This is a genomic window from Candidatus Magnetaquiglobus sp., from assembly GCF_058402785.1.
The window spans coordinates 1-26,174 of sequence record NZ_JBZVFG010000053.1 but is presented as its reverse complement, the minus strand read 5'-3'; the positions used below and the strand labels follow the sequence as shown (position 1 = coordinate 26,174).

The 26,174-nt window shown below is 56.5% G+C and carries 23 protein-coding genes; 10 read left to right on the top strand and 13 right to left on the bottom strand.

Annotated elements, in window-relative coordinates:
- Nucleotides 1-314 precede the first annotated feature (314 nt).
- The 10 genes from ACV4UY_RS14325 (at nucleotide 315) to ACV4UY_RS14280 (ending at nucleotide 12,346) form a co-directional block, all read left to right on the top strand.
- Nucleotides 315-1,598, top strand: a complete 1,284-nt coding sequence (locus ACV4UY_RS14325) for an aminotransferase class III-fold pyridoxal phosphate-dependent enzyme (protein ID WP_491608262.1) — start codon at nucleotides 315-317, stop codon at nucleotides 1,596-1,598.
- Nucleotides 1,599-1,655: 57 nt separating this feature from the next.
- On the top strand, nucleotides 1,656-3,848 hold the full coding sequence (pseG, locus tag ACV4UY_RS14320; RefSeq protein ID WP_491608261.1) for a UDP-2,4-diacetamido-2,4,6-trideoxy-beta-L-altropyranose hydrolase: 2,193 nt from the start codon (nucleotides 1,656-1,658) through the stop codon (nucleotides 3,846-3,848).
- Between the two features lies 1 nt (nucleotide 3,849).
- Nucleotides 3,850-4,542, top strand: a complete 693-nt coding sequence (locus ACV4UY_RS14315; protein ID WP_491608260.1) for a formyl transferase — start codon at nucleotides 3,850-3,852, stop codon at nucleotides 4,540-4,542.
- Nucleotides 4,539-5,210: a PIG-L deacetylase family protein gene (locus tag ACV4UY_RS14310; protein ID WP_491608259.1), complete on the top strand. Its 672-nt coding sequence runs from the start codon at nucleotides 4,539-4,541 to the stop codon at nucleotides 5,208-5,210. Before ACV4UY_RS14315 ends, ACV4UY_RS14310 begins: the two co-directional genes overlap by 4 nt.
- Before the next feature lie 15 nt (nucleotides 5,211-5,225).
- A complete protein-coding gene (gene pseI / locus ACV4UY_RS14305) occupies nucleotides 5,226-6,269 on the top strand; it encodes a pseudaminic acid synthase (RefSeq protein WP_491608258.1) in 1,044 nt (347 codons plus the stop codon).
- Nucleotides 6,270-6,396: 127 nt separating this feature from the next.
- Nucleotides 6,397-7,119, top strand: a complete 723-nt coding sequence (locus ACV4UY_RS14300) for an acylneuraminate cytidylyltransferase family protein (protein WP_491608257.1) — start codon at nucleotides 6,397-6,399, stop codon at nucleotides 7,117-7,119.
- Nucleotides 7,120-7,915: 796 nt separating this feature from the next.
- A complete protein-coding gene (pseB, locus tag ACV4UY_RS14295) occupies nucleotides 7,916-8,950 on the top strand; it encodes a UDP-N-acetylglucosamine 4,6-dehydratase (inverting) (protein WP_491608256.1) in 1,035 nt (344 codons plus the stop codon).
- Entirely contained in the window at nucleotides 8,950-10,113 is a 1,164-nt protein-coding gene (gene pseC / locus ACV4UY_RS14290; protein WP_491608255.1) for a UDP-4-amino-4,6-dideoxy-N-acetyl-beta-L-altrosamine transaminase, read from the top strand. Before pseB ends, pseC begins: the two co-directional genes overlap by 1 nt.
- The gene (locus tag ACV4UY_RS14285) at nucleotides 10,110-10,979 is read left to right on the top strand and encodes an aldo/keto reductase (RefSeq protein ID WP_491608254.1); all 870 of its coding nucleotides are present in this window, start codon (nucleotides 10,110-10,112) and stop codon (nucleotides 10,977-10,979) included. Before pseC ends, ACV4UY_RS14285 begins: the two co-directional genes overlap by 4 nt.
- 227 nt (nucleotides 10,980-11,206) lie before the next feature.
- Nucleotides 11,207-12,346, top strand: coding sequence for a polysaccharide pyruvyl transferase family protein (locus ACV4UY_RS14280; protein WP_491608253.1), 1,140 nt, complete (start codon nucleotides 11,207-11,209; stop codon nucleotides 12,344-12,346).
- 32 nt (nucleotides 12,347-12,378) lie between these two features.
- Here the strand turns inward: ACV4UY_RS14280 and asnB are convergent, their stop codons facing one another.
- The 13 genes from asnB to urtA form a co-directional block, all read right to left on the bottom strand.
- On the bottom strand, nucleotides 12,379-14,340 hold the full coding sequence (asnB, locus tag ACV4UY_RS14275; protein WP_491608252.1) for an asparagine synthase (glutamine-hydrolyzing): 1,962 nt from the start codon (nucleotides 14,338-14,340) through the stop codon (nucleotides 12,379-12,381).
- A 303-nt stretch (nucleotides 14,341-14,643) separates the two neighbouring features.
- The gene (gene ureG, locus ACV4UY_RS14270) at nucleotides 14,644-15,315 is read right to left on the bottom strand and encodes an urease accessory protein UreG (protein ID WP_491608251.1); all 672 of its coding nucleotides are present in this window, start codon (nucleotides 15,313-15,315) and stop codon (nucleotides 14,644-14,646) included.
- A 37-nt stretch (nucleotides 15,316-15,352) separates the two neighbouring features.
- On the bottom strand, nucleotides 15,353-16,021 hold the full coding sequence (locus tag ACV4UY_RS14265) for an urease accessory protein UreF (RefSeq protein WP_491608250.1): 669 nt from the start codon (nucleotides 16,019-16,021) through the stop codon (nucleotides 15,353-15,355).
- Complete coding sequence (locus tag ACV4UY_RS14260) at nucleotides 16,018-16,536, bottom strand: urease accessory protein UreE (protein WP_491608249.1); 519 nt, start codon at nucleotides 16,534-16,536, stop codon at nucleotides 16,018-16,020. The genes ACV4UY_RS14265 and ACV4UY_RS14260 overlap by 4 nt, the downstream gene beginning before the upstream one ends.
- Nucleotides 16,537-16,548: 12 nt before the next feature.
- Complete coding sequence (gene ureC / locus ACV4UY_RS14255) at nucleotides 16,549-18,252, bottom strand: urease subunit alpha (RefSeq protein ID WP_491608248.1); 1,704 nt, start codon at nucleotides 18,250-18,252, stop codon at nucleotides 16,549-16,551.
- Between the two features lies 1 nt (nucleotide 18,253).
- Nucleotides 18,254-18,559, bottom strand: a complete 306-nt coding sequence (locus ACV4UY_RS14250; RefSeq protein WP_491608247.1) for an urease subunit beta — start codon at nucleotides 18,557-18,559, stop codon at nucleotides 18,254-18,256.
- An 83-nt stretch (nucleotides 18,560-18,642) separates the two neighbouring features.
- The gene (locus ACV4UY_RS14245) at nucleotides 18,643-18,945 is read right to left on the bottom strand and encodes an urease subunit gamma (RefSeq protein ID WP_491608246.1); all 303 of its coding nucleotides are present in this window, start codon (nucleotides 18,943-18,945) and stop codon (nucleotides 18,643-18,645) included.
- A 57-nt stretch (nucleotides 18,946-19,002) separates the two neighbouring features.
- Nucleotides 19,003-19,875: an urease accessory protein UreD gene (locus ACV4UY_RS14240; RefSeq protein WP_491608245.1), complete on the bottom strand. Its 873-nt coding sequence runs from the start codon at nucleotides 19,873-19,875 to the stop codon at nucleotides 19,003-19,005.
- Nucleotides 19,841-20,533 (bottom strand): urea ABC transporter ATP-binding subunit UrtE, encoded by a 693-nt coding sequence (urtE, locus tag ACV4UY_RS14235; protein ID WP_491608244.1) that lies wholly within the window; start codon nucleotides 20,531-20,533, stop codon nucleotides 19,841-19,843. The genes ACV4UY_RS14240 and urtE overlap by 35 nt, the downstream gene beginning before the upstream one ends.
- 3 nt (nucleotides 20,534-20,536) lie before the next feature.
- A complete protein-coding gene (urtD, locus tag ACV4UY_RS14230; protein ID WP_491608243.1) occupies nucleotides 20,537-21,361 on the bottom strand; it encodes an urea ABC transporter ATP-binding protein UrtD in 825 nt (274 codons plus the stop codon).
- Entirely contained in the window at nucleotides 21,358-22,473 is a 1,116-nt protein-coding gene (gene urtC / locus ACV4UY_RS14225) for an urea ABC transporter permease subunit UrtC (RefSeq protein WP_491608242.1), read from the bottom strand. Before urtC ends, urtD begins: the two co-directional genes overlap by 4 nt.
- A 3-nt stretch (nucleotides 22,474-22,476) precedes the next feature.
- Complete coding sequence (gene urtB / locus ACV4UY_RS14220) at nucleotides 22,477-24,084, bottom strand: urea ABC transporter permease subunit UrtB (protein WP_491608241.1); 1,608 nt, start codon at nucleotides 24,082-24,084, stop codon at nucleotides 22,477-22,479.
- Between the two features lie 134 nt (nucleotides 24,085-24,218).
- Complete coding sequence (gene urtA / locus ACV4UY_RS14215) at nucleotides 24,219-25,490, bottom strand: urea ABC transporter substrate-binding protein (protein ID WP_491608240.1); 1,272 nt, start codon at nucleotides 25,488-25,490, stop codon at nucleotides 24,219-24,221.
- Nucleotides 25,491-26,174: the final 684 nt, after the last annotated feature.

Sequence of the window (26,174 nt, the reverse complement as noted above, 5' to 3'; positions counted from 1 at the left end):
CGGCTTCAACCTGACGAACCGCTTGGATTCGGATGTCCTCCAGGGCTTTGCGGTTCAAGGTGCGCCCATCTCGTCTGTCCATGCTGACAGTATACCACATGTCCGGCAATCAATGCACGGATTAGTAAAACACCGCCAAAAAATGAGGCTGTACAAAAATCAGAAGGTGGCATAGAATTTTTGCAGATCAGTCGGAATCCAAATAATCATAGAGAACTATTATCGTTATATCGGAAGGGTGGTGCGGCAGACAGGCCGGAATTGATCCTCCCTGAGGGATGTCTTATTTCGACCACCAACAGGAAAGTATTCTGATGAACCATGAACAATCCAAACGTCTGTTGGAGCGCGCCTACAAAGTGATTCCTTCAGCGACGCAGACTTTTTCCAAAGGTCCGACCCAATGGGTGCGTGGGATTTCCCCCCATTTTTTGGAGCGGGGCGAAGGTGCCTGGGTATGGGATGTGGATGGCAACCGCTATCTGGATTATCTGATGGCATTGGGTCCAATCATTCTGGGTTACAACCATCCAGTGATCAGGCAGGCGGTCTGCGAACAAATGAGTGCAGGTTCTACCTTCAGCATGATGCATCGATTGGAGGTGGAATTGGCCGAATTGCTGGTGGAAATTATCCCGTGTGCTGAAATGGTACGATTCGGAAAGAACGGTTCGGATGCCAATACTGCCGCCATTCGGGCGGCTCGGGCCTACACCGGACGGGACCGTGTGGCCTGTTGTGGCTACCATGGTTGGCATGACTGGTTCATCGGCACTACCTCGCGTGACAGGGGGGTTCCAAAAGGGGTTGCTGAACTGACGCATGTATTTCAGTATAATGATTTAACATCTTTAAAAAATCTTCTGGAACAGTATCCCAAAGCCTTTGCCGCTGTCATTCTGGAACCCATTGGTATCGAATTTCCTGTACCAGGCTTTCTGGAGGGCATACGAGATTTGTGCCACAAACACGGAACGTTGCTGATCTTTGATGAAATCATCACTGGATTTCGTTTGGCACTCGGTGGCGCTCAATCTTTCTTTGGGGTCACCCCGGATTTGGCAACTTTTGGTAAAGCCATGGCTAATGGCTTGCCTCTCTCCGCTGTGGTTGGCTCGCGCGATGTCATGGAAATTTTTGACGAAATTTTCTATTCAGGTACATTTGGAGGAGAAACACTTTCTCTGGCCGCAGGACTTGCAACTATTCAAGAACTGCATTCCCATCCTATCATCCCACAAATGCAACGTCGTGGGCAACAACTGTCAGACGGTATTGACGAGTTGATTCGGCAGTTTGGCATCGAGAATCAAATCAAGATTCGTGGCTATCCTACACGTACCGTCCTCACATTTTTGGATTCCGACGATCAGCAAATGCGTATGAAGCGCACGTATCTGATGCAGGAGTGTATGAAACGAGGACTCTTATATTATTGTATTAATAATATAAGCGCAGCCCACCAGGATACGGAAATTGCCTTCACGCTGGAACTTTTTCAACAGGTTATTCCCCTGTTTGCCTCTGCCTGTACACATAACACTTTTGCCGGGCGCTTGGAAGGACAATGCGTGGAAGCAATTTTTCGCAAACCATGAGGGTCTTAAATTCATGAATATAATGGGAAAAATTGTGTTGATCTCTTGTGGGCCAACATGAAACGGCAATGTCTCTTTCGTGTCGATGCTTCGTTGCAGATAGGCACAGGACATCTGATGCGTTGTCTCACTCTTGCCGAAGGGTTGCGTCAGCGCGATTACGAATGCCATTTTCTCTGCCGGGAATTTCCTGGACACAGAAACACACTAATCCGGCAGCGTGGATTTACTGCTCTGTCTTTGCCCTGGGATTGTTCGGAAATTTCCGAAGTCGAATCCGGTTCACCAGCGCATGCTCAGTGGCTTGGCTGTCACTGGAAAATTGATGCTGAGCAAACGCTTCAATATTTGACCGGTATTCCGGTTGATTGGTTGGTCGTGGATCATTATGCTCTGGACCACTCGTGGGAGAATCTGGTACGGCCCTATTGTAGAAAGTTGATGGTGATTGATGATTTGGCCGACCGGAAACATAGTTGCGATTTATTATTGGATCAAAATTTGATTCATGGCTGGACTGCCCGCTATCAGGAGAAGGTTCCACAGAATTGTGTGCAGTTGCTTGGGCCGGACTATGCGCTATTGCAACCAATCTATGCTGATCTCCGAGATAGAACTCCTCCACGTCTCGGAAAAATTTACGAAGTTTTGATCTATTTTGGAGGGGCTGATCAAAAAAATCTTACAGGAATGACTCTTGAAGCTCTATTATCGATTCAGCCTGACACTCTAAGTCTGAATGTGGTCGTACACCCTGCGCATCATTTCATCGAGTCCATACGCCAACAGGTTGCCCATCAATCATGGATCACACTGCATACGGAGATCCCCAATCTAGCCTCCTTGATGGTAAAGGCCGATATGGCGATTGGTGGTGGAGGCGCTACATCCTGGGAAAGATGCTGTCTTGGTCTTCCTAGTCTCGTCATCACGCTGGCGGAAAATCAGATTCCAATTGCTACCGAATTGCATCGTCTTGGGTTGATCCATTGGCTTGGACCACAGGAGCAGATAGGCATCTCCGATCTTCGTCGTATCATATCTTCTTGGTTATCTACGCCACCCCAAGAATATTATTCTGAAAGTTGGCATTCCAGAATCCGAATGATTGTAGACGGCAAAGGAGTGCAGCGTGTGTGTTCATGGATGACCATTGACACGCAGGCTAAACTGTTTGCTCGCAACACCACTCTCCAAGATTTGACCACTGTGCATGGATGGCTGACCACGCAAACAGCAAATAAACCACTCTGTGGATCTGTTTCTTTGAGCCAGGATCATTTTAAAGGCTGGTTCTACAATAGGCTCCGTCATCTTGACGACGCGCAACAGATGATCATTGAAACTACAGATGGTTTGCCTATCGGATGGGTATATTGGACCCGTCACGCCACTATCTGGGAAATTGACTATTTGACAGATTCGTACATTATTAGTCCAGAGTTGATAAGAAAAATATTGACGAGCGCGATGTTGGAGTGGCGTAAACAAATAGCAATTAATGTGTGTGTACGGGTGGCAAATTTCACAACTTCAGATCAAAAGAAACGTTGGTCGGTTTTACGCAATAACATCTTATCCCAAACCAACGATCATCCATTATCGATTGCAGTCTGTTCAGATCCCGAGAATGAACTTCACGAAGCTATTCCTGAATTGCTGATCGAATGGCTAGCCGAAGGCCACGAGATCACATGGAGCTATACAGCAGAGCAACTACCTGGTGGAGATTTGTGTTTTTATCTTGGCTATGGACGTATCGTTGATACCGATATCCTTTCCTGTTATCGGAACAATTTAGTGGTTCATGAAAGCGATCTACCCAAAGGACGAGGCTGGTCACCAATGAGTTGGTTGATTCTGGCAGGAGAAAGGCGGATTCCTCTGACTCTTTTTGAAGCTGTGGAACAGGTCGATGCCGGTCCTGTTTATCTGCAGGATTGGATCGAACTGACGGGCCATGAACTTTCTTCAGAGTGGCGTCGATTGCAGGCAGAACATACATTCCAACTGTGTGTACGGTTTGTTGCGACATACCCTGCCATTCTAGAGCAAGCGGTTGAGCAAACTGGAGAACCTACCTTTTATCCACGCAGACGCCCTGAAGATAGTCGTCTGGACCCTGATCGCACGCTGACCGACCAGTTCAATTTGTTACGTATTGTCCATAATCGTAAATATCCAGCCTATTGGGATTTTGATGGCGATAGGTATATTTTGAGTATTGAAAAAACAATCAAGGATAATTAAAATGGAATCCTTCATCGTCGCCAGTTGTCGCTCGTGGCATCATGAAGGTTTCGAGCGTATCCGTATTCAGGAACCAGGAGACTGGCATTATGTGTCTTCACCGAATGAGTTATTGCATACTCTAGAATATGTGACACCACGTTATCTGTTTTTTTTGCATTGGAGTTGGCTGGTGCCGAAATCAGTCTGGTCCAGATACGAGTGTGTTTGCTTTCACATGACCGATGTCCCGTATGGACGGGGAGGAACTCCACTACAGAATCTGATCGTGGCAGGAAAGAAGGATACCCAAGTCACCGCACTGCGCATGATTGAAGAGCCGGATTCTGGACCTGTTTATGCTAAAAGAGCTTTGGAATTGCACGGACGGGCAGAAGCAATCTATCTGCGTGCAGGCGAGCTTTGTTGGGAAATGATACATTGGATCTTGACAACCCGACCGACCCCGGTTCCTCAAGAAGGAGAGGTGGTCAGCTTTCGCCGCAGAAAACCGGAACAAAGCGTATTGCCAACCAGTGAAGAATTAGATGGTATTTATGATCATATTCGCATGCTAGATGCTCCAGGTTATCCTCTCGCCTTTGTAGAGCAGGAAACAACACGCATTGAATTTCTTGATGCCACTATTCTTGACAAGGAGATTCATGCCCGGGTGATCATCCGTAAAATTACTCCTACCGGAAGACTTTCGTGAACCACTCTGTATTGATTGTCGCGGCCCACACAGATGATGAGGTGCTCGGTTGTGGGGGAACAGTGGCACGTCACATCGCTGAGGGTGATCATGTGTCGGCTATTTTTATGACTGACGGAATTTCTGCACGCCAGTTATGTCAGCCAGAAGAGTTGGAGCATCGCCATTTTGCGGCCAAAACAGCTCATGCCATACTCGGCCTGTCAAATGTACACTTCTTAAATTTTCCAGATAATCGAATGGATAGTATTTCCTTGCTTGATATTATCTACCCATTGGAATCACTGCTTGCAGAAATTGCACCGAACAAGATCTATACTCATCACCAAGGTGACCTGAACGTAGACCATCAACGCACCCATCAAGCCGTGATGACTGTCTGTCGCCCTCTACCAGGTAGCACAGTGAAAGAGATTTATGGTTTCGAGGTCTTGTCCAGTACAGAATGGGCAACCCCTCACCAAAACATCTTCGTCCCGAATCATTTTGTGGATATTCATGACTACCTGGAGCTAAAATTATCCGCTCTGGATGCCTATCACCGTGAGATGCGTCCCCCCCCTCATTCGCGCAGTCGGGAACATGTCATGCAACTGGCACTCCATCGGGGGTACTCGGTAGGCTGCTACGCTGCCGAAGCCTTCATGGTTCTCCGATCAATCCGTTAGAAGGATTTAACCTCCATGACCATCACAATCAACGGACGGACCATTGGTGCTGGGCATCCGCCATACATTATCGCAGAACTGTCTGCCAATCATAATGGCTCCTTGCAGCGCGCTCTTGAAACCATTGATGCTGCTCAGGCTTGTGGTGCAGATGCTATTAAGCTCCAGACTTACACAGCAGATACCATGACCATCGATTGCGATGCCGAAGATTTTATGATCCGAGGTGGACCATGGAATGGGTACAAACTGTACGATCTTTATAGCTGGGCTCAAACGCCGTTTGAATGGCATCAGGCCATGATCGAGCATGCCCGAAAACGTAATATAACTATTTTTTCCACCCCGTTTGACGAATCAGCTGTTGATCTACTGGAGTCCTTACAAGTTCCTGCCTATAAGATAGCTTCATTTGAACTCCCAGATCTCCCCTTGCTGCGTTATATTGCATGTCATGACAAACCAATCATACTGTCCACCGGCATGGCCAGTGAACAGGAAATCGACGAGGCCGTACAGGCCATTTTTGAGGCTGGCTGTCAAAAACTTTTGTTGTTACATTGTATTAGTAGTTATCCTGCCCCTCTGGAAGAGATTAATCTTCATCAGATGTCAGAATTGGCACGCAGATTCGATCTTCCGGTTGGCTTGTCCGATCATACACTAGGTACGACTGTTGCGGTGGCCGCAGTAGCGCTTGGAGCAAGTGTGATCGAAAAACATTTTACCCTGAATCGTCAAGATCCTGGACCGGACAGCGTTTTTTCCATCGAACCCGCAGAACTGCGTGCCTTGTGCCAAGAAGCGCATGCAGCTTGGCAATCACTGGGAAAAGCAGGGTTCAACCGTCAGCCTGCTGAAGAGGGAAGCCGAGTCTTTCGTCGGTCCATCTATTTTGTACGCGATTTGCCCGCCGGTAGTTTGATCGGTCCGGAAGATATCCGACGAATTCGTCCTGGCATGGGACTCCATCCTCGACACTATTCCCAAGTGCTCGGTAAAATTGTGCGTAGACAGGTGAAACGCGGTCAAGCCGTGCAATGGGAGGATCTGGAATAAGGATACTATACTTGATGATCTGCCCCCTGTGAGGTAAACTCACCGTATTCCGTGAAAATTTTGTCTGTACAATCAAAATACGCTCATGTCAAATAGAGCGGCATTCTTTTCGAAAAGGATTGCTGTCATGTCTCAAGAAATGATTCGACGTTTGGCTATCATCCCGGCACGCGGTGGCAGTAAACGGATTTTGCGCAAGAATATCCGTCCCTTTTGCGGTCGGCCAATGATCTCCCATATTCTGAAGGCCGTAAAAGATTCGCAACTCTTTGCTGAGATCCATGTTTCCACGGAAGATGCGGAAATCGCAGAAGTGGTTGCGAATCTAGGATTCCCCGTTCGTTTTCTGCGCCCCAACAAATTGGCAGATGATTATACCGGCATCATGCCGGTACTCGAGTATGTTGTTAGAACTTTCCAAGAATGTGGCGAGTATTTTCAACAAGTCGTTTCCTTGCTCTCATGCGCACCACTTATCGAGTCTTCTGATCTGATTCAGGCATCCCGCCTTTTCGACTCTCTGAATGGAACCTCTCCAGTTCTGTCGATCGCCCCCTTTCCTGTTCCAGTTGAATGGGCGTTCGACCAGGAACCAAATGGAGTGTTGATTCCACGTCAACCCGGTGCTTTTGCCATCCGATCACAAGATTTACGACCCGCCTATTACGACGCAGGTGCGTTTACCTTCTTTCCGACAGCTTTTATCGTGAACAACAAGGTTGGCACCGATCAGGGTTATGTTGGTTATCTGCTCAGTCGGGATAAGGCAGTGGATATCGATACACTTGAAGACTGGGAATTTGCTGAGAAATTATTTCTGGCAAGAAAGCAACTACAGATAAATGGTTAATAGTTTGGCGTATGTATAAGATCTTAGGATTTGGAAAGGCGTGTAAAACCTGCAAAAAAGACGTGTCGTGGAGGTCAATCGGACTGTGGTCTTCGGTTCAATTGTTTTGTTGGCCCTGTGGTTGCTGCGTTCGACGGTCAGTTTGGTCATCAACACATCGTTTGTTGAACGTCTCAACGCTCTGATCGTGGACAGAACGCCAGAAAAACTCGCAAGATCTATTGATTTTCAAAGAATTGGGCGATGCATAATGCGATGATATATATTATGGCGTTCAGCTATAATTAAAACAGGTAAACCCCCTGCTCTGCCGGGGTGACAGTAGCAGTTTGACATTTCCAGGAATCGTCCACGGTGTTTAGTTTATTCGGACCTTTCGGCGGATCGGGAATTTTAGTGTGAGTTTGTACTGAGTAGCCAAACGGCTTTGGTCAAATTACAAAAAGTTTATGGATGCTGGGCGGTTCGGTCGCTTCTACTGAATCGCCAAAGCTCCAGAAGTTGGGGTATTGACCGTCTTTCAAGGGGTGCCAATGGTCCCTTTGAGGGGCCAAAAATCTAAAGACCCCGGCTTTGCCGGGGGATACTTACTTTTGCTGGCCCGTGTGAACACTGCGCACCAAAGGCGAAAATGGAAAATGGTAAGCTCGAACGCCAGCTATGGCTGCTGGCCTCGCTGACCATGTATGGACGGTTCATGAGTGGATTTCATATCCATCTCGATCGGCTAGATTAACGTAAGGCGCTGCCGTCTTTTTCAGGAGGCTCGTATTTTAGGTGAGGAGTATTAGAAAACATGGTTGAGTTGACTCACCATCCTTGCAAACCATCCCCGTTAACCGATTCTTCCATTCTCATTACAGGCGGCACTGGATCCTTTGGTCATACGTTCGTACCCTTGACCCTGGCACGTTTCAAACCGCGTCGCTTGGTCATTTACTCCCGCGATGAAATGAAACAGTGGGAAATGGCCAAAAAGTTCCGCGACTACGATAACGTGCGATTCTTTATCGGCGATGTGCGAGACAAGGAACGGCTCTATCGGGCTCTCCACGACATCGATTATGTGGTCCATGCGGCAGCCATCAAGATTGTCCCGACTGCGGAATACAACCCTTTTGAATGCGTCAAGACCAACATTCTGGGTGCCATGAACCTGATCGATGCCTGCATCGATCAGGGGGTCAAGCGTGTGGTGGCACTTTCCACGGACAAGGCAAGCAGCCCGATCAACTTGTATGGCGCAACCAAACTGGCGTCGGATAAATTGTTCATTGCAGGCAACTCCTACTCGGGAAAGAAGAAAACCCGCTTTTCCGTGGTGCGCTATGGCAACGTGATGGGCTCTCGAGGTTCGGTGATTCCCTTTTTTTACAGTCTCAAGGAGCGTGGCTCGCTTCCGATTACCGATCCAAGAATGACCCGTTTCATGATCACCCTCGAACAAGGTGTCGATCTGGTTTGGCATGCCTTTGACGATATGTTTGGTGGCGAAATCTATGTCAAGAAGATTCCTTCCATGCGTGTGTTGGACATTGCGCGTGCCATCGCACCGGAGGCTTTGCATGAGATCGTTGGTATCCGTCCAGGAGAAAAACTGCATGAGCAGATGATCAGCACCGAGGATGCCCCATTCACCTATGAGTATGCGGATCATTATAAAATCTTGCCTGCCATCCGTTTGTGGAGCCAGGAGCAGGAGCGATGTGAAAAGGGCGTTCTGGTGGATCCTGAGTTCAGCTATACATCCGACAACAACAGTGAATGGATGCGTGTTGAATCCTTGAGAGTGTGGATCGAGACCCATCGCGATCAGATTGGACTGTTCTGATGACGATTCCGTATGGCAGACAACACGTAACGCAAGCCGATATCGAAGCGGTTGTGGAGGTGTTGCGTTCCGATTGGCTGACGCAAGGCCCCATGGTTCCTCGGTTTGAACAGGCGGTGGCGGATCACTGCCAAGCCGCATGGGCCGTTGCCGTCAACAGCGCGACAAGTGGATTGCATATCGCTTGTCTGTCTCTGGGCCTGGGGCCGGAAGATTGGGTGTGGACCTCACCCATAACGTTTGTGGCCAGCGCGAACTGTGCCCGTTATTGTGGTGCGCGGGTTGACTTTGTTGATATCGATCCGGTCACATACAACATGAGCATTCCGGCTCTCGAGAAAAAGTTGATCGATGCCGAGCAGACAGGGAAACTGCCAAAGATCCTGATTCCTGTTCATCTGTGCGGGCAGTCCTGCGATATGGAGGCCGTGGACGCTTTGCGTCAACGCTATGGGTTTCGTATCATCGAGGATGCCTCCCATGCGATCGGTGGGGCGTACAAGAACAATCCGGTTGGAAACTGCCGGTATGGTGACATCACTGTGTTCAGCTTTCACCCGGTCAAGATCATCACCACGGGTGAAGGTGGCATGGCATTGACGAATGATCCGATTCTGGCCAATCGCATGCGTCGATTGCGCAGCCATGGGGTTTCGCATCAGCCCTCTGAAATGCTGTCACGTCCAGAGCATGAGATCTGGAATTATCAGCAGTTGGAGTTGGGTTACAACTACCGTATGACGGATATTCAGGCTGCCCTGGGTCTGAGTCAGTTGAGTCAACTGGACCATTTTATTCAGCGGCGGACCGAAATCGCGCTCCGTTACGATGTCCAGCTTCGTGACCTGCCGATTACACAGCCGTATCGACAGCCTGATATCCGCTCCAGCCTGCATCTCTATCCGATCCGTATCTCCCGGGAACGATGTGGTAAAACCCAACGACAGGTCTATGAGTCACTGAAACAGGGTGGGGTGGGGGTCAATGTGCATTATATTCCGGTTTACCGACAGCCCTATTATGAACAGCAGGGGTTTCCTGTTGGATACTGTCCAGAGGCCGAACGCTATTTTCAGGAAACCGTGACCCTGCCGATCCATCCCACCCTCACGGAAGCAGAGCAGGATCTTGTCATCCACGCATTGCGCAGGCTGTTTACATGAAGCTGGCTCTTGGAACGGTCCAATTCGGAATGCCCTACGGGATTGCCAATCGTGGCGGTCAGGTTCCCCATGAAGAAGCCGCCACCATTCTCCAGATGGCCCGGCAGCATGGCGTGAGACTCCTTGATACGGCGGTTGGTTACGGCGAGAGCGAAACATGCTTGGGGAGAATTGGGACAGAGGGATTCGACATCGTGACAAAACTGGTCCTGCCGAATCAGGCGCACGAGACCCCAGACCAGTGGATTGAAGCACGGATTCGCGACTCCTTGATACGGTTAAACCGCCAGAAATTGTACGGCGTGTTGTTGCACCGCGCCGAGCAGCTCAATGGACCGCATCAGGCGGCGATTGTTTGCGCATTTCAGCGGCTCAAGCAGGCGGGACTGGTGGAGAAATTCGGAGTTTCCATCTACGCGCCAGACGAGATCGCCGCGGTGCTCGAGACCGGGGTCGTTGATTTGATTCAGGCTCCTTTCAACCTGTTGGATCGACGTTTGCTCACCACGGGTTGGTTGCAACGACTTCACGCCATGGGCGTCGAAATTCACGTTCGATCGGTTTTTTTGCAGGGGCTGTTGTTGATGTCCAGGAGAGCCATTCCCGAACGCTTCGCCCGTTGGAACCCCCTTTGGGATGCGTGGCATGATTGGTTGCAAGATCATCCCGATCAGAGTGCCGCGCAGGTCTGCCTGGGATTCGCTCACGCCTTTGCGGAAATCTCTCGCATCGTGATCGGTGTGGATGGCGTGGAGCAATGGCGGCAACATCTGGTCACGCATGGCACCCTCGATGCGGTCACCTGGCCAGATCTGTCCTGTGATGACGAGGCGTTGATCAATCCCGCGAGGTGGAATCCACTTTAGGTGCGCGCATCCCTCACGCGAGCCGCGCCCAATGATGCGAGGATCCATGAAAAAGGGGCTCTGCGCGCATTGTTGGCCATTGCGAAGCGTCTCCTGATCGCACTATCCAGGCATTGGGTGGTCGTTTGTTGTTCAATGGCATGAAGAGGCGCCTCGAGGTTTCGTGCAATCACGCGCTTCACCATTCTTCTGGTTGATGATGCAAGCATAAGGATATAACAAAGATAATGAGACGAATTTATTTATATGGCTATTACGGGTTCGGGAATGTCGGGGACGATCTTCTTCTGAAAACCATGTTGAACTTTCTCGACAGCCGCTTTCCGGATACGGAATTGATTGTCCGCTCGTTGGCGTCGGCCTCCGTTGATCGAAAGCATGGAAAACTGACCTACCAATGCGGTGAGGCCACGCTTTACGGGAACGGTTCAAAGTTCGAGAGATTAAGGCATTATCTCCGTTTGCAATGGGATGCCATGAAGTGTTGCGATCATGTCATATTCGGCGGTGGAACGCTCTTTCATGCGCAAAACGGCAACTCAACGAATCTGATGTTGATTTTTTTGATGGTCCTGATGGGCCGTCTGCGCGGTTCCAAGGTACATGCCGTGGGTGCGGGCGTGGGGAAATTGTCCACACGCCTTTCCAGGGTGTTGTTTTCTGGCATCGTTCGCTTTTCTGAGCTTTTTCTGGTGCGTGATGTCACGTCGCTCGATCATTGCCATCGATCGCTGTATTTCGGAAGCGTCACAAGAACGGCTGACCTGGTTTTCACGCTGCCTGTCTACCCTTCTTCCGTGGTGAAAGATGATCAAAGTATTCAATTGGGTATCACCTTGGCCTTGAATGGGGTCAATGCCGATTCTGCAAACCATCCTGCATTTGTTGCGGGGTTACGCACGGCCCTGAATCATTGGCGCGGGCAGGGGTGGTCGGTGACTTTCTTGGTTTTTCAGGATCTTCATGCCGAATCCGTCACGCTTTCCGACAGAGATGCATTTCATCGGGTGTTTGGAGAGCAGGAAGGTGTCGAGAGTCTGCGAGTCTCTTCTGATTTGACGGTTCTTGAAAAACAATTTGCCGGGTTTGATTGTATCGTTGGCATGCGTTATCACAGCCTGGTGCTTGCCGGTCTTTTGGGCATACCGTTTGTTGGATTGGGGAACGATCACAAAGTGGCCGATCTTTGTGATTCATTGTCCATGCCTGTACTGCCGTTACAGGGCTTTGCCGCATCTGAACTGCTTATGGCCGTGAGCCAAACGGTCGTGCGTGTCCCGGACCCGCTGCGCGTTCAGGACCTCAGACAGGCAGCCTGGGACAATTTTTCACAGTTGGCAAACGCCATGGGGTGCGAATCCGTGTGAGTTGGTGACGATTCAGCCTCCCGGCATGCCAGTTACGTTTGATCGATGATGGCGCGACTGTTTTTGAGCCAGGATTGAAACATCAGGATGCTCCACAACGAATAGGACCAATTGCGATCTCCATGACAATGCTCTTTCCATTTTTGTCGAATGGCCTTCGCATCGAAGTGACCTTCCAGGTCCAGCTCTCTTTCGTTGAGCAATCCCTCGGCCCAGTCTCGCAACGGACCTCGCAACCAGAGCTGCAAGGGGATGCCAAATCCCATCTTCGGGCGATCGATCAGGGAAACGGGCAGATGACGTTCCAGAACTTTGCGCAGAATCCATTTTCCCTGGCCACGGCGCCATTTCAGGGCAAGCGGTAATCTCCAGGCGAACTCCACGATCCGATGGTCCAGAAATGGAACGCGCGTTTCCAAGGAGACGCCCATGGCGGCACGGTCCACTTTGACCAGAATATCGTCAGGCAGATAGTGCATCATATCCATGGCCATCATTTGATGCCAGGCATCCAGCTCGTGTAGAGGCGCTGGGAGCGCGGAGGGTAATTCCGGTTCCAGAACTTCCTTGAGCATGTGTCGCGAATGGTGCCATTGTGAGATCAGGGCTTGATAGAACTCATGGTGGCTGCGACAGTCAAGAAGAGCGGCTCCCTTATGGAACTTGTCGCCTGCGTTCTGGAGGTGCCAGCTGGTGGGAAGGAGGTGGAAAAACGGGTGTGTTGCCTTGTTCCAGGTTGCGGGGGATAGGCTTTGTATGGATTGCGACAGACCGCGCCGCAGTGGCAATGGGAGGTGTTTGATGCGATTCCACCAAGTGTGAGCCTGTGCATAGCGTGTATAGCCACCAAACAACTCATCTCCCGCATCACCCGATAGGGCCACGGTTACGTGGGATCGTGTCAGTTTCGAGAGCAGCAGAGTGGGGATTTGTGATGAATCTGCAAAGGGTTCATCATAGTGATTCCCAAGTTCGGGAATGACCGCCAGCGCATGCTCGGGTGTGACCAACAATTCGGTATGTTCGGTTCCCAGGTGCGATGCCACCTGCCGTGCATAGTGCGCCTCGTCAAATTGCTGTTCCGCAAAGCTGATCGTGAATGTTCTGACCGGACGAACCGATTGACATTGCATCAGCGCGACAACGGTTGAAGAGTCGATTCCGCCAGACAGAAAGGCCCCCAGTGGAACATCCGAGAGCATTTGACGCTGGACCGCATCTTTGATCAACGCTTCCAGGGTGTCAATCGCCTGTATGTCGTGACCGGGAAAGGGATCGCGTTGTCCCGTGCGCATGATTTCCAAGGGGTGCCAGTAAGGGATGATTCGAGGCTCCCGGAGATCGGCGGAAACGGTCAGCAACGTTCCTGGCCGCAGCTTGAAAATTCCTTGGTAGATTGACCAGGGGGTTGGAATGCAATGATATTTCAAGAACAGTTCTACGGCTCTCCTTTCGACCTTGTTTGCAAATGCCGGATGGGTGCGTATGGCCTTGAGTTCCGAGGCAAACAGGAATGCGTTTCCTTGCCAGCCGTAATAGAGGGGTTTTTCCCCCAGACGATCACGGAACAGGGTCAGTGTGTGATCTTGTCGGTCCCATACGGCAGCGGCGAACATTCCGATCGTCTTGTTGATCGTTTCCAGGATGCCCCAGTGCTCGAACCCCATCAGCAAGGTTTCGGTGTCGGAATGACCTCGCCAAGTGATGGCGGTTCGACTGGAGAGCTTGTCGCGCAGATCGGTGTGGTTATAGATTTCTCCATTGTAGGTCATAATATAGCGGCCACTTTGGGAGTGCATCGGCTGATGTCCCGCCGGCGACGGATCCAGAATGGACAAACGGCGGTGACAGAGAAGGATGCCCTGTGGATCATCGTGCCAGATGCCTTCATCGTCGGGTCCGCGATGCGTCAAGGCCTGCGCCATTCGTTGCCCAATCACGAAGGAGGGTGTGCCGTGCGGCGTTGAGGAAAGGGCTCCGGCCAGTCCACACATCGGGTGCGATGCTCCTGAACATTGGATGGTTATGGGCGTCCATCTCCGTGTCGGGATGGTGATGTACCCGGGATGGACGCGGCAACACGCCTGGATCGGGCCGTGGACGAGGACAATTGGCGTGGAGGCTGACACGGCGAAGGGTAGCACGCGGCGTGCGGTTTGGGTACTTGGAATCGATCATGGCCAGGATCATCCCATCGTGGCGGAAAGCAGGTTGTCGTGGATGGTGTTGTTTCGATTTGGATGGGGATGTTGCGCTTGTTCAAAGCGGTTGGTTCTTGATTGGCGGTTGATTCCACGTCAAAGCGGTTGGTTCTTGATTGGCGGTTGATTCCACGATGGGCTCACACGCGACAGGGATGGCGTGGGGCACACCCCGCGCGCGGTGAGAAACGACACGATCTCGTCCACGCCTTGACCGGTCATCATGTTGGCAAAGACAAAGGGTCGCTCGCCGCGCATGCGGCGCGCATCCCGCTCCATCACCTCCAGAGAGGCGCCGACCATGGGCGCCAGATCGATCTTGTTGATCACCAACAGATCCGATCGGGTGATCCCCGGCCCGCCCTTGCGCGGAATCTTCTCTCCGGCGGCCACGTCGATCACGTAGAGGGTCAGGTCGGCCAGCTCCGGACTGAAGGTGGCGGCCAGATTGTCCCCGCCCGACTCCACCAGAACCGCATCCAGATCCGGAAAACGCCGGATCAACCGATCGACCGCCTCCAGGTTGATCGAGGCATCCTCGCGGATGGCGGTATGCGGGCAGCCACCGGTTTCGACCCCCAGGATCCGCTCCGGCGGCAACGCTTCGTGGCGCACCAGAAACTGGGCATCCTCGGCGGTATAGATGTCGTTGGTGACCACCGCCAGACTCATGGAATCCCTCAGGCGGCGACACAACGCCAATGTCAGGGCGGTTTTGCCCGACCCCACCGGTCCACCCACGCCAATGCGCCAAACCGGATCCTTCATCGTCTTCCTCCTGCCCTTTCCAGGCGTATTCGAACATCTACGAACGAAACAAGCGGGTGTATTGCGCCTCGTGGCCACAGGAGGCCAGGGCCAGACCCGGCGCGAAACCTTGCCAATCGCACTCCTCGAGCGTGAGGGCCCTTTCGGCGAGGCCGGGGATGATGCCCGCCAGACGGGAAAGGAGTCGTTGTCCGGCGGTCTGGCCCAACGGCACGAGCTTGACGCCGGCCATCACCTGGTTTTCGCACCAGCTCCACAGATACCCGGTCACCGCAGGCTCCACCCCGATTCCCCAGCGCACCGACAGCCAGGCCCAGGCGGTCGGAAAGGCGCACATCCGTGCGTCTGATCCCGGAATGGCCGGCTCCCCCAGGTCTTCGGCCAGACGCATCAGGGAGTAGCCCATTTGCAGGGTTTCGGCATGCAGTTCGCCGCTCTCCCGACTGATCCGATACCAGTCGTTCAACTCCGCCACCCGCGCCCGATCCCCGAGCCGGAACGCCGCGTGCAGTCCGGCCAGCAGCGGTGCTTCGAAACGGGCCAGGGGGTGACGCAACAAGGCTTCGATCCAGGCCATGGCTGTCGCCTCATCCCGGACCTGGCCCGCCTCCACCGCCCACTCCAACCCCTGGGAATAGGTATAGGCGCCCACCGGCAGGGCCGGGCTGGTCAGTTGCAACAGGCGTGTCAGGGCGGGATCGATCATCCGAAGGCGTGGATGCGCGGACCGTGCCCATGGTCGTGGCCGTGATCGTGGCCATGCCCATGGTCGTGGTCCGAATGGGCGTCGTGTCCAGCCGGATGGGCATAGGCGCCGCGTTCCGGTTCGAAGGGGAGCTGGACCCGGGTGACCAGGCACCCCAGGCCCGCGAGCATCGCCTCCAGAATCGCGTCCTCGGGCAAGAGGATGGACGCCTCGTGCAGTTGGATCAGGGCGTGCCGGTTGCCCAGATGATAGGCCGCCCGCGTCAGGACCAGCGGCGAGACGGCACTCACCCGCAACAGCGGCTCCGGGGCCGCCTCGATGCCGATCACCAGCCCGTCCTCCCCGAGCAGTCGGTCGCCGTGGCGCAACGTGCTGCCGTGGGGCAGGGCGATCTCGATCGCGGTGCCATCCGGCAGATGGGCGTTGAGGCGGCTGTGGCAGCGCTGCGCCCAGGTCAGGGGGAGCAGCGCATGCACCGGTTCGGATCGGGTGTCGGCAAAGGCGCGTAGGCGCATGATGCGTCCCTCCTAGAACAGGAAATAGCGTTGGGTCATGGGCAGGGTCGCCATCGGCTCGCAGACCAGCAGTTGGCCGTCGGCGCGTACCTGATAGGTCTCCGGATCCACCTCCATGCGTGGCGTATGACCGTTGTGGATCATGTCGGCCTTGCGCACCCCGCGACACCTCCGCACCGCCTCCAAAGGTTTTCTCAGTCCCAGGGCCCGGACCTCGGGGTTGTCGAGGGCGGCCTGGGAGACGAAGGTGACCGCCGTGCGCAACGCCAGGCCGAAGGCGCCGAACATCGGACGATGGTAGACCGGTTGCGGAGTCGGGATCGAGGCGTTCGGATCTCCCATGAGGGCCGCGGCGATCATGCCGCCCTTGATCACCATGGCCGGCTTCACCCCGAAGAAGGCCGGTCGCCACAACACCAGATCCGCCAGCTTGCCCGCCTCCACCGAGCCCACCAGATGGGCGATGCCGTGGGAAATGGCCGGGTTGATGGTGTATTTGGCCACATAGCGTTTGGCGCGGAAGTTGTCGTGACCCGTTCCGCCATCCTCGGGCAGCGCGCCGCGCTGCACCTTCATCTTGTGGGCGGTCTGCCAGGTGCGCAGGATCACCTCGCCGACCCGCCCCATGGCCTGGGAGTCGGAGGAGAACATCGAAATGGCCCCCAGATCGTGCAGAATATCCTCGGCGGCGATGGTCTCGCGGCGGATGCGCGACTCGGCGAAGGCCACGTCCTCGGCGATCGAGGCATCCAGATGGTGGCACACCATCAGCATGTCCAGGTGCTCGTCCACGGTGTTGACCGTGTAGGGACGGGTGGGGTTGGTGGAGGAGGGGAGCACATGACCTTCGCCCACGGCGCGAAGGATGTCCGGAGCGTGTCCGCCGCCCGCGCCCTCGGTGTGGAAGGTGTGGATGGTGCGTCCCTTGAAGGCCGCCAGGGTGGTCTCCACGAATCCCGATTCGTTGAGGGTGTCGGTATGGATCGCCACCTGCACGTCCATCTCCTCGGCCACGCCCAGGCAGCAGTCGATGGCCGCCGGGGTGGTGCCCCAATCCTCGTGGAGTTTCAACCCCATCGCGCCGGCCCGTACCTGTTCGCGCAGCCCCTCGGGCAGGCTGGCGTTTCCCTTGCCCAGGAATCCCAGATTCATCGGAAACGCCTCGGCAGCCTCGAGCATGCGGTGCATGTGCCACGGACCCGGCGTGCAGGTGGTGGCGCAGGTCCCTGCCGCCGGTCCCGTTCCGCCGCCGATCATGGTGGTGATGCCGGAAAAGAGCGCCTCTTCCACCTGTTGCGGGCAGATGAAGTGGATGTGGCTGTCGATGCCGCCGGCGGTGACGATCATTCCCTCGCCGGCGATGATCTCGGTGGCCGGACCGATCACCAGCGTCACACCGGGTTGAATGTCCGGGTTGCCCGCCTTGCCGATTCCGGCGATCCGTCCCTGGCGCAGACCGATGTCCGCCTTCACGATTCCGGCATGGTCGAGGATCACCGCGTTGGTGATCACCGTGTCCATCACCGTGGCGCCCACCCGTTGCGACTGTCCCATGCCGTCGCGGATCACCTTGCCGCCGCCGAACTTCACCTCTTCGCCATGAACGGTGTGATCCGTCTCCACCTCGATCCACAACTCGGTATCCGCCAGGCGGATCCGATCCCCGGTGGTGGGACCGTACATCTCGGCGTAGGCCTTGCGGGAGATCGTCGCCATGTCACACCTCTCCCATCACGCGGGCGTTGAATCCATATACCTTGCGCGCCCCGGCCAGGGCCACCAGTCGCACCGTGCGGCTTTGGCCCGGTTCGAAGCGCACCGCCGTGCCCGCCGGCAGGTCCAACCGAAACCCCCGGCTCTGCTCCCGGTCGAACGCCAGGGCATCGTTGACCTCGAAAAAATGGAAGTGCGACCCCACCTGAACCGGTCGGTCGCCGCGATTGGCCACCACCACGGTGCGGGTTTCGCGACCGGTGTTCAACAGGATCTCCCCCGGTTGGATCGACATCTCGCCTGGAATCATCGTGACGGCTCCTTGGCCGATGGGGTGGTGGACGGTGACGCGCGGGTCATCGACATCTCGCCTGGAATCATCGCATCGGCTCCTCAAACGATGGGGTGGTGGACGGTGACGAGTTTGGTGCCATCGGGAAAGGTGGCCTCCACCTGGATCTCCGGGATCATCTCCGCCACCCCTTCCATCACGTCGTCGCGGGTGAGCAGCGTGGCGCCGTATCCCATCAGATCGGCCACCCCGCGTCCATCCCGTGCCCCTTCCAGGATGGCGGCGGTGATGAAGGCCACGGCCTCCGGGTGATTGAGTTTCAAACCGCGCGCCCGACGGCGTTCGGCGAGCAGCGCGGCGGTGAAGATCAACAGTTTGTCCCGTTCGCGGGGGGTCAGATCCATGGGTGCTTCTCCTTTGCAAGGGTGCCAACCGATGAATCCATCGGCAGCATGTGTTCTTCACGTCCGCCAGATGCGCGGCTCCTCGGCCTCCCGACCCACCGCCAAAGGCCGCAACACCCGCCACACGGCACGCAACCAAGCGCGCGCCGGTTCGCTCTCCTCCGCCAGAACCCGCGCGACCAATATCCCCGGCAAACGGGTCACTCCCACCCGAATCCCAACCCCGGTCACCGGCACGGCCCGACACGCCTCCACCCATGCCGCCTCGATCGCCTCTCCCGCGGCCCACAACGTGCCGGCAACCCGTGCCCCACCCAGACCGGGTGCGGCATCCAGCCAGTCCGAACCACCGGTCAACGCCCCCTGCTCGCGCCACAAGGAACCATTCGGACCCTCAAGGCGCGTCTGAAATCCGACCCGGCCCCTCTCGAACCGCTCCCCCATGGCCAGTCGCCCCAGACAGTGCATCTCCATCCCCAGGAAACGGGCTCCGGACGCCAGATGCACCTCCATCGACAAACGGGTATCGCAACCATCGAAAAAAATGTTCTCCTGGGGCAGCCACTCCAACGTGGCATCTGCGCCGACACGGATCTCCACCCTCTGTTCGGAGTGGCTTCCCGACGCGCAACGATACCACTTGCCCGCCCCCGGCGTGGTCAACAGCAGATGCGCTCCCCCGGCCAGATGCAGATCCATCCGCAACCCATCCCCGCCCACCACCCCGCCCGGCGGATGGAGCAGCAACAGATGACAGACCGCATCCCCCTCGGGATAGAGCGCCTTTTGCACCAGCAACGGCCCCCGATGCTCCCGACGACGCAACACGGTGCGCGCGCCGCTCCGTTCCAGCCGCAAGGTCAGGGCGGCGCGCCATCCGTCCGGCTCCTCCCCGTCACACCGCCAGTCGTTCCCGGGCGCCATCGGCATCCATCCGCTCTCCCAGACCGCGCAACACGAATTCACCCCGCTCCATCAGCAGATAGTGGTCTGCCAATGAACGGGCGAAGTCATAATACTGCTCCACCAGCAGAATCGCCATCTCCCCGGAATCGGCCAGGGCGCGGATCGCCCGCTCGATCTCCTTGATGATCGAAGGCTGGATCCCCTCGGTGGGCTCGTCCAGAATCAACAACCTGGGCGCGGAGGCCAATGCCCGACCAATCGCCAGTTGTTGCTGCTGTCCGCCGGAGAGATCCCCGCCGCGCCGGCGCCGCATCTCCCAGAGCACCGGAAAGGTCTCGAAGATCCGTGACGGGATCGGCGTGCCCGGCGGTCGCGAGGCCAGCCCCATGATCAGGTTCTCCTCGACGGTCAAGCGCGGAAAGATCTCCCGCCCCTGGGGCACATACCCCATCCCGGCCCGTACCCGCTGATGGGGCGGCGCGTGGGTGATCTCGGTGTCGAAAAAGTGCATCGAACCGCTTCGAATCCGGTTGACCCCCATCAGACAGCGCATCAGGGTGCTCTTGCCCACGCCGTTGCGACCCAGCAGCGAGGTCACCTGGCCCATGGGCACCGAAAACGACAGATCGCGCAGGATGTGACTGCCGCCGTAAAACTGATTCAGGTGTGCCACGTTGAGCATGTTCTAACGCCCCAGATAGACCTCGATGACCCGCGGATGCTCCCGCACCTCCTCCATGCGCCCCTCGGCCAGCACCGAGCCTTCGTGCAACACCGTCACGCGGCTGGCCAGTTTGGCGACGAAGGCCATGTCGTGCTCCACCACCACCAGGGAGTGACGCCCGGCCAGGGAGAGGAACAGTTCCGCCGTGTGTTCGGTCTCCTCGTCGGTCATGCCGGCCACCGGTTCGTCCAACAGCAGCAGCCTGGGCGCTTGCACCAGCAGCATGCCGATCTCCAGCCATTGTTTCTGTCCGTGGGAGAGCCGGCCCGCCTCCACATGGGCGTGCGGGGTGAGTCGCACGATGCGCAACGCCTCGTCGATCTGGTCCAGGGTTTCGCCATCCAGCCGGGATTTCAGGCTGAACCGCACCCGCCGGTCGCACCTGGCGGCCAGTTCCAGATTCTCGAACACCGTGTGATGCTCGAACACCGTGGGTTTCTGGAACTTGCGACCGATGCCGGCAGCCACGATTTCCGGTTCGCTCATGCGGGTCAGATCCAGCGTCTGACCGAAAAAGACCGTGCCGGAATCGGGACGGGTCTTGCCGGTGATCACATCCATCATGGTGGTCTTGCCCGCGCCGTTGGGTCCGATGATGCAGCGCAGTTCGCCCGCGTCGATGGCCAGGTTGAGATCGTTCAACGCCTTGAAGCCGTCGAAGGAGACGTTCACCTGATCCAGATAGAGGATCACCTTGTGGGAGATGTCCAGGGCGCCCGGCACCAGGGGATGGCCAAGGCTGGGGAAGCCCGGATTCTCGACGATGGGTTCGTCCACGAGACTCATCGGCGGGCTCCTCCGAACAGACGTGACCACAACGAGACGATGCCGCCCGGAAACCACAGGGTGACGGCGATGAACAGCACGCCCAGGAAGAAGAGCCAGTACTCGGGGAACGAGAAGGTGAACCAGCTTTTGGCCAGATTGACCGCAGCGGCGCCAAGGATCGGTCCGACCAGGGTGCCGCGTCCGCCCACCGCGACCCAGATGGCGATTTCGATGGAGTTGGCCGGCGACATCTCGCCGGGATTGATGATCCCCACCTGGGGGACGTAGAGCGCGCCGGCGATGGCGGCCATGAGCGCCGAGAGGGTCCAGGCGGTCAATTTGTACCACAGGGGTTGATAACCGATGAACATCACCCTGGATTCGGCGTCGCGGATGGCGGTGAGGATGCGACCGAACTTGCCGGTGATCAGGTGGCGGCAGAGGAGCAGGGCGCCGGTGAGGGCGGCGGCGGAGAGGGCGAACAGGGTGGCGCGCATTTCAGGCGTGGTGATGGAAAAGCCGAGGATGCGCTTGAAATCGGTGAAGCCGTTGTTGCCGCCGAAGCCGGTTTCGTTGCGGAAGAAGAGCAGCATGAAGGCGTAGGTCAAAGCCTGGGTGATGATGGAGAAGTAGACCCCCTTGATGCGCGAGCGGAACGCGAAGAAGCCGAACACCAGGGCCAGCAGACCGGGCACGAGCACCACCCACAGCAGGGCGACGAGGAGGCTGTCGCTGCCGATCCAGTACCAGGGGAGTTCCTTCCAGTTGAGAAAGACCATGAAATCGGGCAGATCGGCATGATAGACCCCATCGCGACCGATCGAGCGCATCAGGTACATGCCGAAGGCGTAGCCGCCGAGGGCGAAGAAGAGCCCGTGTCCCAGCGACAGAATGCCGGCGAAGCCCCAGATCAGGTCCAGGGCCACGGCCAGGATGGCGTAGCAGAGGATCTTGCCGCCCAGGGTGATGAGGTAGCCGGAGACGTGCAGCGGATGGTTGGCCGGCACGAGCAGATGCAACGCCGGCACCACCACCACGAACAGCAGCGCGAAGAGGAGGAGCGCGCTCCAGCCGAGCGGTCCGAACAGCACCCGGCGCGGGGCCAGGGGGTGGGTGGATGGGATGGACATGGGTCAACCCTCCATCTGGCGACCCTTGAGGACGAAGAGTCCCTGGGGTCGTTTCTGGATGAAGACGATGATGAACACCAGCATCAGGATCTTGGCGATCACCGCGCCGACCCACCCTTCGAGCAGCTTGGCGGCCACTCCGAGTCCCAGGGCGGCCCACACCGCGCCGGCCAGTTGTCCCACGCCGCCGAGCACCACCACCAGAAAGGAGTCCACGATGTACCCCTGACCCATGTCCGGTCCGACATTGGCGATCTGGGATATGGCGACCCCCCCCAAACCGGCGATGCCGGCCCCCAGGCCGAAGGCCAGGGTGTCGATCAGGCCGGTGGGCACCCCCACGCAGCCGGCCATGGCGCGATTCTGGGTCACGGCGCGCACGAAGAGTCCCAGACGGGTGCGGTTGAGCATCCACCAGGTGAGTCCCAACACCAGCAGGGCCAGGATGGTGATGACGATGCGGTTCCACGGCAGCACCACGCCGGGCATCAGCGCCACTCCGCCGGACATCCAGCCGGGATTGGCCACCTCGACGTTCTGGGCGCCGAACAGCAGCCGTACCGCCTGGATGAGCATCAGCGAGATTCCCCAGGTGGCCAGCAAAGTCTCCAATGGGCGACCGTAGAGCCAGCGGATCACGGTGCGTTCCATGAGCATGCCCACCAGGGCGGTGACCACGAAGGCCACCGGAATGGCCACGAACAGATAGCCATCCACCAGACCGGGCAGATGCTGGCGAAAGAGCGTCTGCACCGCGTGGGTGCTGTAGGCGCCGATCATCAACAGTTCGCCATGGGCCATGTTGAGGATCCCCATCACCCCGTAGGTGAGCGCCAGTCCCAGGGCGGTCAAAAGCAGGATCGACCCCAGCGAGATGCCGGAGAAGAGCGCGCCTGCCGCCTCGCCCAGGGCCAGGCGCCGTTCGATGCGCTTGAGGGAGTCTCGCGCCTCGTTGCGGACCCGTTCGTCCGGTTCGTCCGAAGAGCCTGACAGACGGATCAGCGTGACCCGAACCGTGGTGCTGGCGCTCTCGCCCAGGGCCTTGACCGCCGCGAGACGCTGATCCGCATCCTTGCTCGACAGCCGTGCCAGGGCCATCCCCAGGAAGAGATGTTCGTGAATGGTTGCGTCCCGCTCCTGCCCGAGCGCCTTTTCCAGCACCGGAATCATCTCCGGGGTGGCGCGGCTCTGCAACGCGGCGGCGGCATCCAGTCGCACCCTGGGATCGGCGTCGAACAGACGCAACAGCGCCAGACCGGATTGCACCTCGCGCCGCACCCGGTTGTTGATGGAGATGCTCTCCGGCGCGGCGGGGGGCGGGGTCAGGGTGGCGCCGGACTCCAGATCGATCCATTGGCCGTCGAGTTGACGCACCAGACGGCCATCCGCCAGGGCCAGGCCATCCTCGGTCAGCGCCTTGAGCAGGCCGGAGACCTTGGCCTCTCCGCTGGTCACCAGTTGGCGAATGGCGCCGATGCGCGCTTCGTTGTCGCCACCGGCCAGGGTGGTGGCCAGATTCCCATCCCATCCTGCCCGCAGGGGGGAGCAGACGAGGAGAACCCAGAGACCGATCCACCATCCGAGCGTGCGTGCGGGGTGACGATGAGGCATGCGATCTTCCGTGAGTGAGAGTGTTGAAAAATAGTCTTGAATGAATGCAATGAGCCATTTTTCCACGGCTGTGACGATCCCCTCGGAACACCTCCTGAACACGGCGGGCCAAGCCGTGTTCAGGAGACGGGCGATCACTTCTCCGGTTCGTCGGACTTCTTGTCGTTGCCGGGGATGTAGGGGCTCCAGGGGGCGGCGCGCACCGGACCCGGCGTTTTCCACACCACGTTGAACTGACCGTCGGCGCGCACCTCGCCGATGAAGACCGGTTTGTGCAGATGGTGGTTTTTTTCGTCCATCTTGATCTCGAAGCCGGACGGAGCTTGCATGCCCTGACCGGCCATGGCGGCGATCACCGGATCCACGTCGGTGGTCTTGGCCTTCTCCACCGCCTGTTTCCACAGGTGCAGGCCGATGTAGGTGGCCTCCATCGGGTCGTTGGTCACCACCTTGTCGGCGCCGGGGAGTTTGTTTTTGGCGGCCCACTCCTTGTACATCTTGGTAAAACCGTCGTTGACCGGATTCTTTAAGGACATGAAATAGTTCCACGAGGCCAGATGTCCCACCAACGGCTTGGTGTCCACCCCGCGCAGCTCCTCCTCGCCCACGGAGAAGGCCACTACCGGCACGTCGGTGGCCTTGAGGCCGGCGTTGCCCAGTTCCTTGTAGAACGGCACGTTGGAGTCTCCGTTGATGGTGGAGATCACCGCGGTTTTCTTGCCCTCGGAGGCGAACTTCTTGATCTTGGCGATGATGGTCTGGTAATCGGCGTGGCCGAAGGGGGTGTATTCCTCCAGGATGTCGGCATCCGCGATTTTTTTGGAGTTCAGGAAGGCGCGCAGGATTTTGTTGGTGGTGCGGGGATACACGTAGTCGGTGCCGAGCAGCACGAACCGTTGCGCGCCGCCGCCATCCTCGCTCATCAGGTATTCGACCGCCGGGATGGCTTGTTGATTTGGGGCCGCGCCGGTGTAGAAGACGTTCTTTTCCAGTTCCTCGCCTTCGTACTGCACCGGATAGAAGAGCAGGCCGTTAAGTTCCTTGAAAACCGGCAGAACCGATTTGCGCGATACCGAGGTCCAACAGCCGAACACCACGGCCACCTTGTCCTGGCTGAGGAGTTGACGGGCCTTTTCTGCGAACAGCGGCCAATTGGAGGCCGGATCCACCACCACCGGTTCGAGTTTCTTGCCGAGCACGCCGCCCTTGGCATTGATCTCCTCGATGGTCATCAAGGCGGTCTCCTTGAGGGCGGTTTCGGAGATGGCCATGGTTCCGGAGAGGGAGTGGAGGATTCCCACCTTGATGGTGTCGGCGCCCTGGGCGCCCTGGGGGAAGCTCATGGCTCCCAGCGAAACGGTGGCGGCGGCCAGGGAGAGAACCTTGAGAAAATGACGTCTTTGCATGGACACACTCCTGATGTGGGGGCAAGGGATTGTGATGGTTTGATAAGCAAACCATATCGTCTTGCGCATAGGATGTGCCAAAGCCGACAAAACCGGACAATCTGCCGACCGGTCCTTGCTTCTTGGGTGTTCATCCGTGTCTGGAACGGCCACAAGGCGTGTTTTTTTGTTGAATTGGAATGAAAAAATGCGAATTCTGGCGCAGCGTGTGAATCGGGATGGGCCTGGCCCCGGACAGGATTTCGCCCACGGGTTGCAGGGATTTTTCCGGACGCATGATCATGTATTAGACAATTCTGACATCCTGATTGTCGGAATAGCGACCATTATGACCAAAATTTAATCATGCATGCGGTCGTGGACCGGTAGGGTCGAGGGGCTGTTTTCAAGCCGGCGGCAGACCAGATGGATTATGACTATTTAATTAAAATAGGTAAACCCCCGGCTCTGCCGGGGTGACAGTAGCAGTTTGACATTTACAGGAGTCCACCGGTGTCAGGCGACATGAGAAACTGACCCCCTGGCGACACGAGGAATTGACCCCCTCCTCCGGAAAGGAGGAGAGATGACATTAACGAAAGATTCGGTTTCAATCCTTGGACACGTTAACCAAGGAGGAAACCACAGGTTGCAAGCAGATGATGTTCGCGAGATGCTGCGGCTGCGTCGACTCGGTTGGGGCAA

What these genes read in the sequence shown, in the direction of transcription:
- ACV4UY_RS14325 (WP_491608262.1), top strand. Translation starts at nt 315, where the DNA reads ATGAACCATGAACAATCCAAACGTCTGTTGGAGCGCGCCTACAAAGTG.
- pseG (WP_491608261.1), top strand. Translation starts at nt 1,656, where the DNA reads ATGAAACGGCAATGTCTCTTTCGTGTCGATGCTTCGTTGCAGATAGGC.
- ACV4UY_RS14315 (WP_491608260.1), top strand. Translation starts at nt 3,850, where the DNA reads ATGGAATCCTTCATCGTCGCCAGTTGTCGCTCGTGGCATCATGAAGGT.
- pseI (WP_491608258.1), top strand. Translation starts at nt 5,226, where the DNA reads ATGACCATCACAATCAACGGACGGACCATTGGTGCTGGGCATCCGCCA.
- ACV4UY_RS14300 (WP_491608257.1), top strand. Translation starts at nt 6,397, where the DNA reads ATGTCTCAAGAAATGATTCGACGTTTGGCTATCATCCCGGCACGCGGT.
- pseB (WP_491608256.1), top strand. Translation starts at nt 7,916, where the DNA reads ATGGTTGAGTTGACTCACCATCCTTGCAAACCATCCCCGTTAACCGAT.
- pseC (WP_491608255.1), top strand. Translation starts at nt 8,950, where the DNA reads ATGACGATTCCGTATGGCAGACAACACGTAACGCAAGCCGATATCGAA.
- ACV4UY_RS14285 (WP_491608254.1), top strand. Translation starts at nt 10,110, where the DNA reads ATGAAGCTGGCTCTTGGAACGGTCCAATTCGGAATGCCCTACGGGATT.
- ACV4UY_RS14280 (WP_491608253.1), top strand. Translation starts at nt 11,207, where the DNA reads ATGAGACGAATTTATTTATATGGCTATTACGGGTTCGGGAATGTCGGG.
- asnB (WP_491608252.1), bottom strand. Translation starts at nt 14,340, where the DNA reads ATGTGTGGACTGGCCGGAGCCCTTTCCTCAACGCCGCACGGCACACCC.
- ureG (WP_491608251.1), bottom strand. Translation starts at nt 15,315, where the DNA reads ATGAAGGATCCGGTTTGGCGCATTGGCGTGGGTGGACCGGTGGGGTCG.
- ACV4UY_RS14265 (WP_491608250.1), bottom strand. Translation starts at nt 16,021, where the DNA reads ATGATCGATCCCGCCCTGACACGCCTGTTGCAACTGACCAGCCCGGCC.
- ACV4UY_RS14260 (WP_491608249.1), bottom strand. Translation starts at nt 16,536, where the DNA reads ATGCGCCTACGCGCCTTTGCCGACACCCGATCCGAACCGGTGCATGCG.
- ureC (WP_491608248.1), bottom strand. Translation starts at nt 18,252, where the DNA reads ATGGCGACGATCTCCCGCAAGGCCTACGCCGAGATGTACGGTCCCACC.
- ACV4UY_RS14250 (WP_491608247.1), bottom strand. Translation starts at nt 18,559, where the DNA reads ATGATTCCAGGCGAGATGTCGATCCAACCGGGGGAGATCCTGTTGAAC.
- ACV4UY_RS14245 (WP_491608246.1), bottom strand. Translation starts at nt 18,945, where the DNA reads ATGGATCTGACCCCCCGCGAACGGGACAAACTGTTGATCTTCACCGCC.
- ACV4UY_RS14240 (WP_491608245.1), bottom strand. Translation starts at nt 19,875, where the DNA reads ATGCCGATGGCGCCCGGGAACGACTGGCGGTGTGACGGGGAGGAGCCG.
- urtE (WP_491608244.1), bottom strand. Translation starts at nt 20,533, where the DNA reads ATGCTCAACGTGGCACACCTGAATCAGTTTTACGGCGGCAGTCACATC.
- urtD (WP_491608243.1), bottom strand. Translation starts at nt 21,361, where the DNA reads ATGAGTCTCGTGGACGAACCCATCGTCGAGAATCCGGGCTTCCCCAGC.
- urtC (WP_491608242.1), bottom strand. Translation starts at nt 22,473, where the DNA reads ATGTCCATCCCATCCACCCACCCCCTGGCCCCGCGCCGGGTGCTGTTC.
- urtB (WP_491608241.1), bottom strand. Translation starts at nt 24,084, where the DNA reads ATGCCTCATCGTCACCCCGCACGCACGCTCGGATGGTGGATCGGTCTC.
- urtA (WP_491608240.1), bottom strand. Translation starts at nt 25,490, where the DNA reads ATGCAAAGACGTCATTTTCTCAAGGTTCTCTCCCTGGCCGCCGCCACC.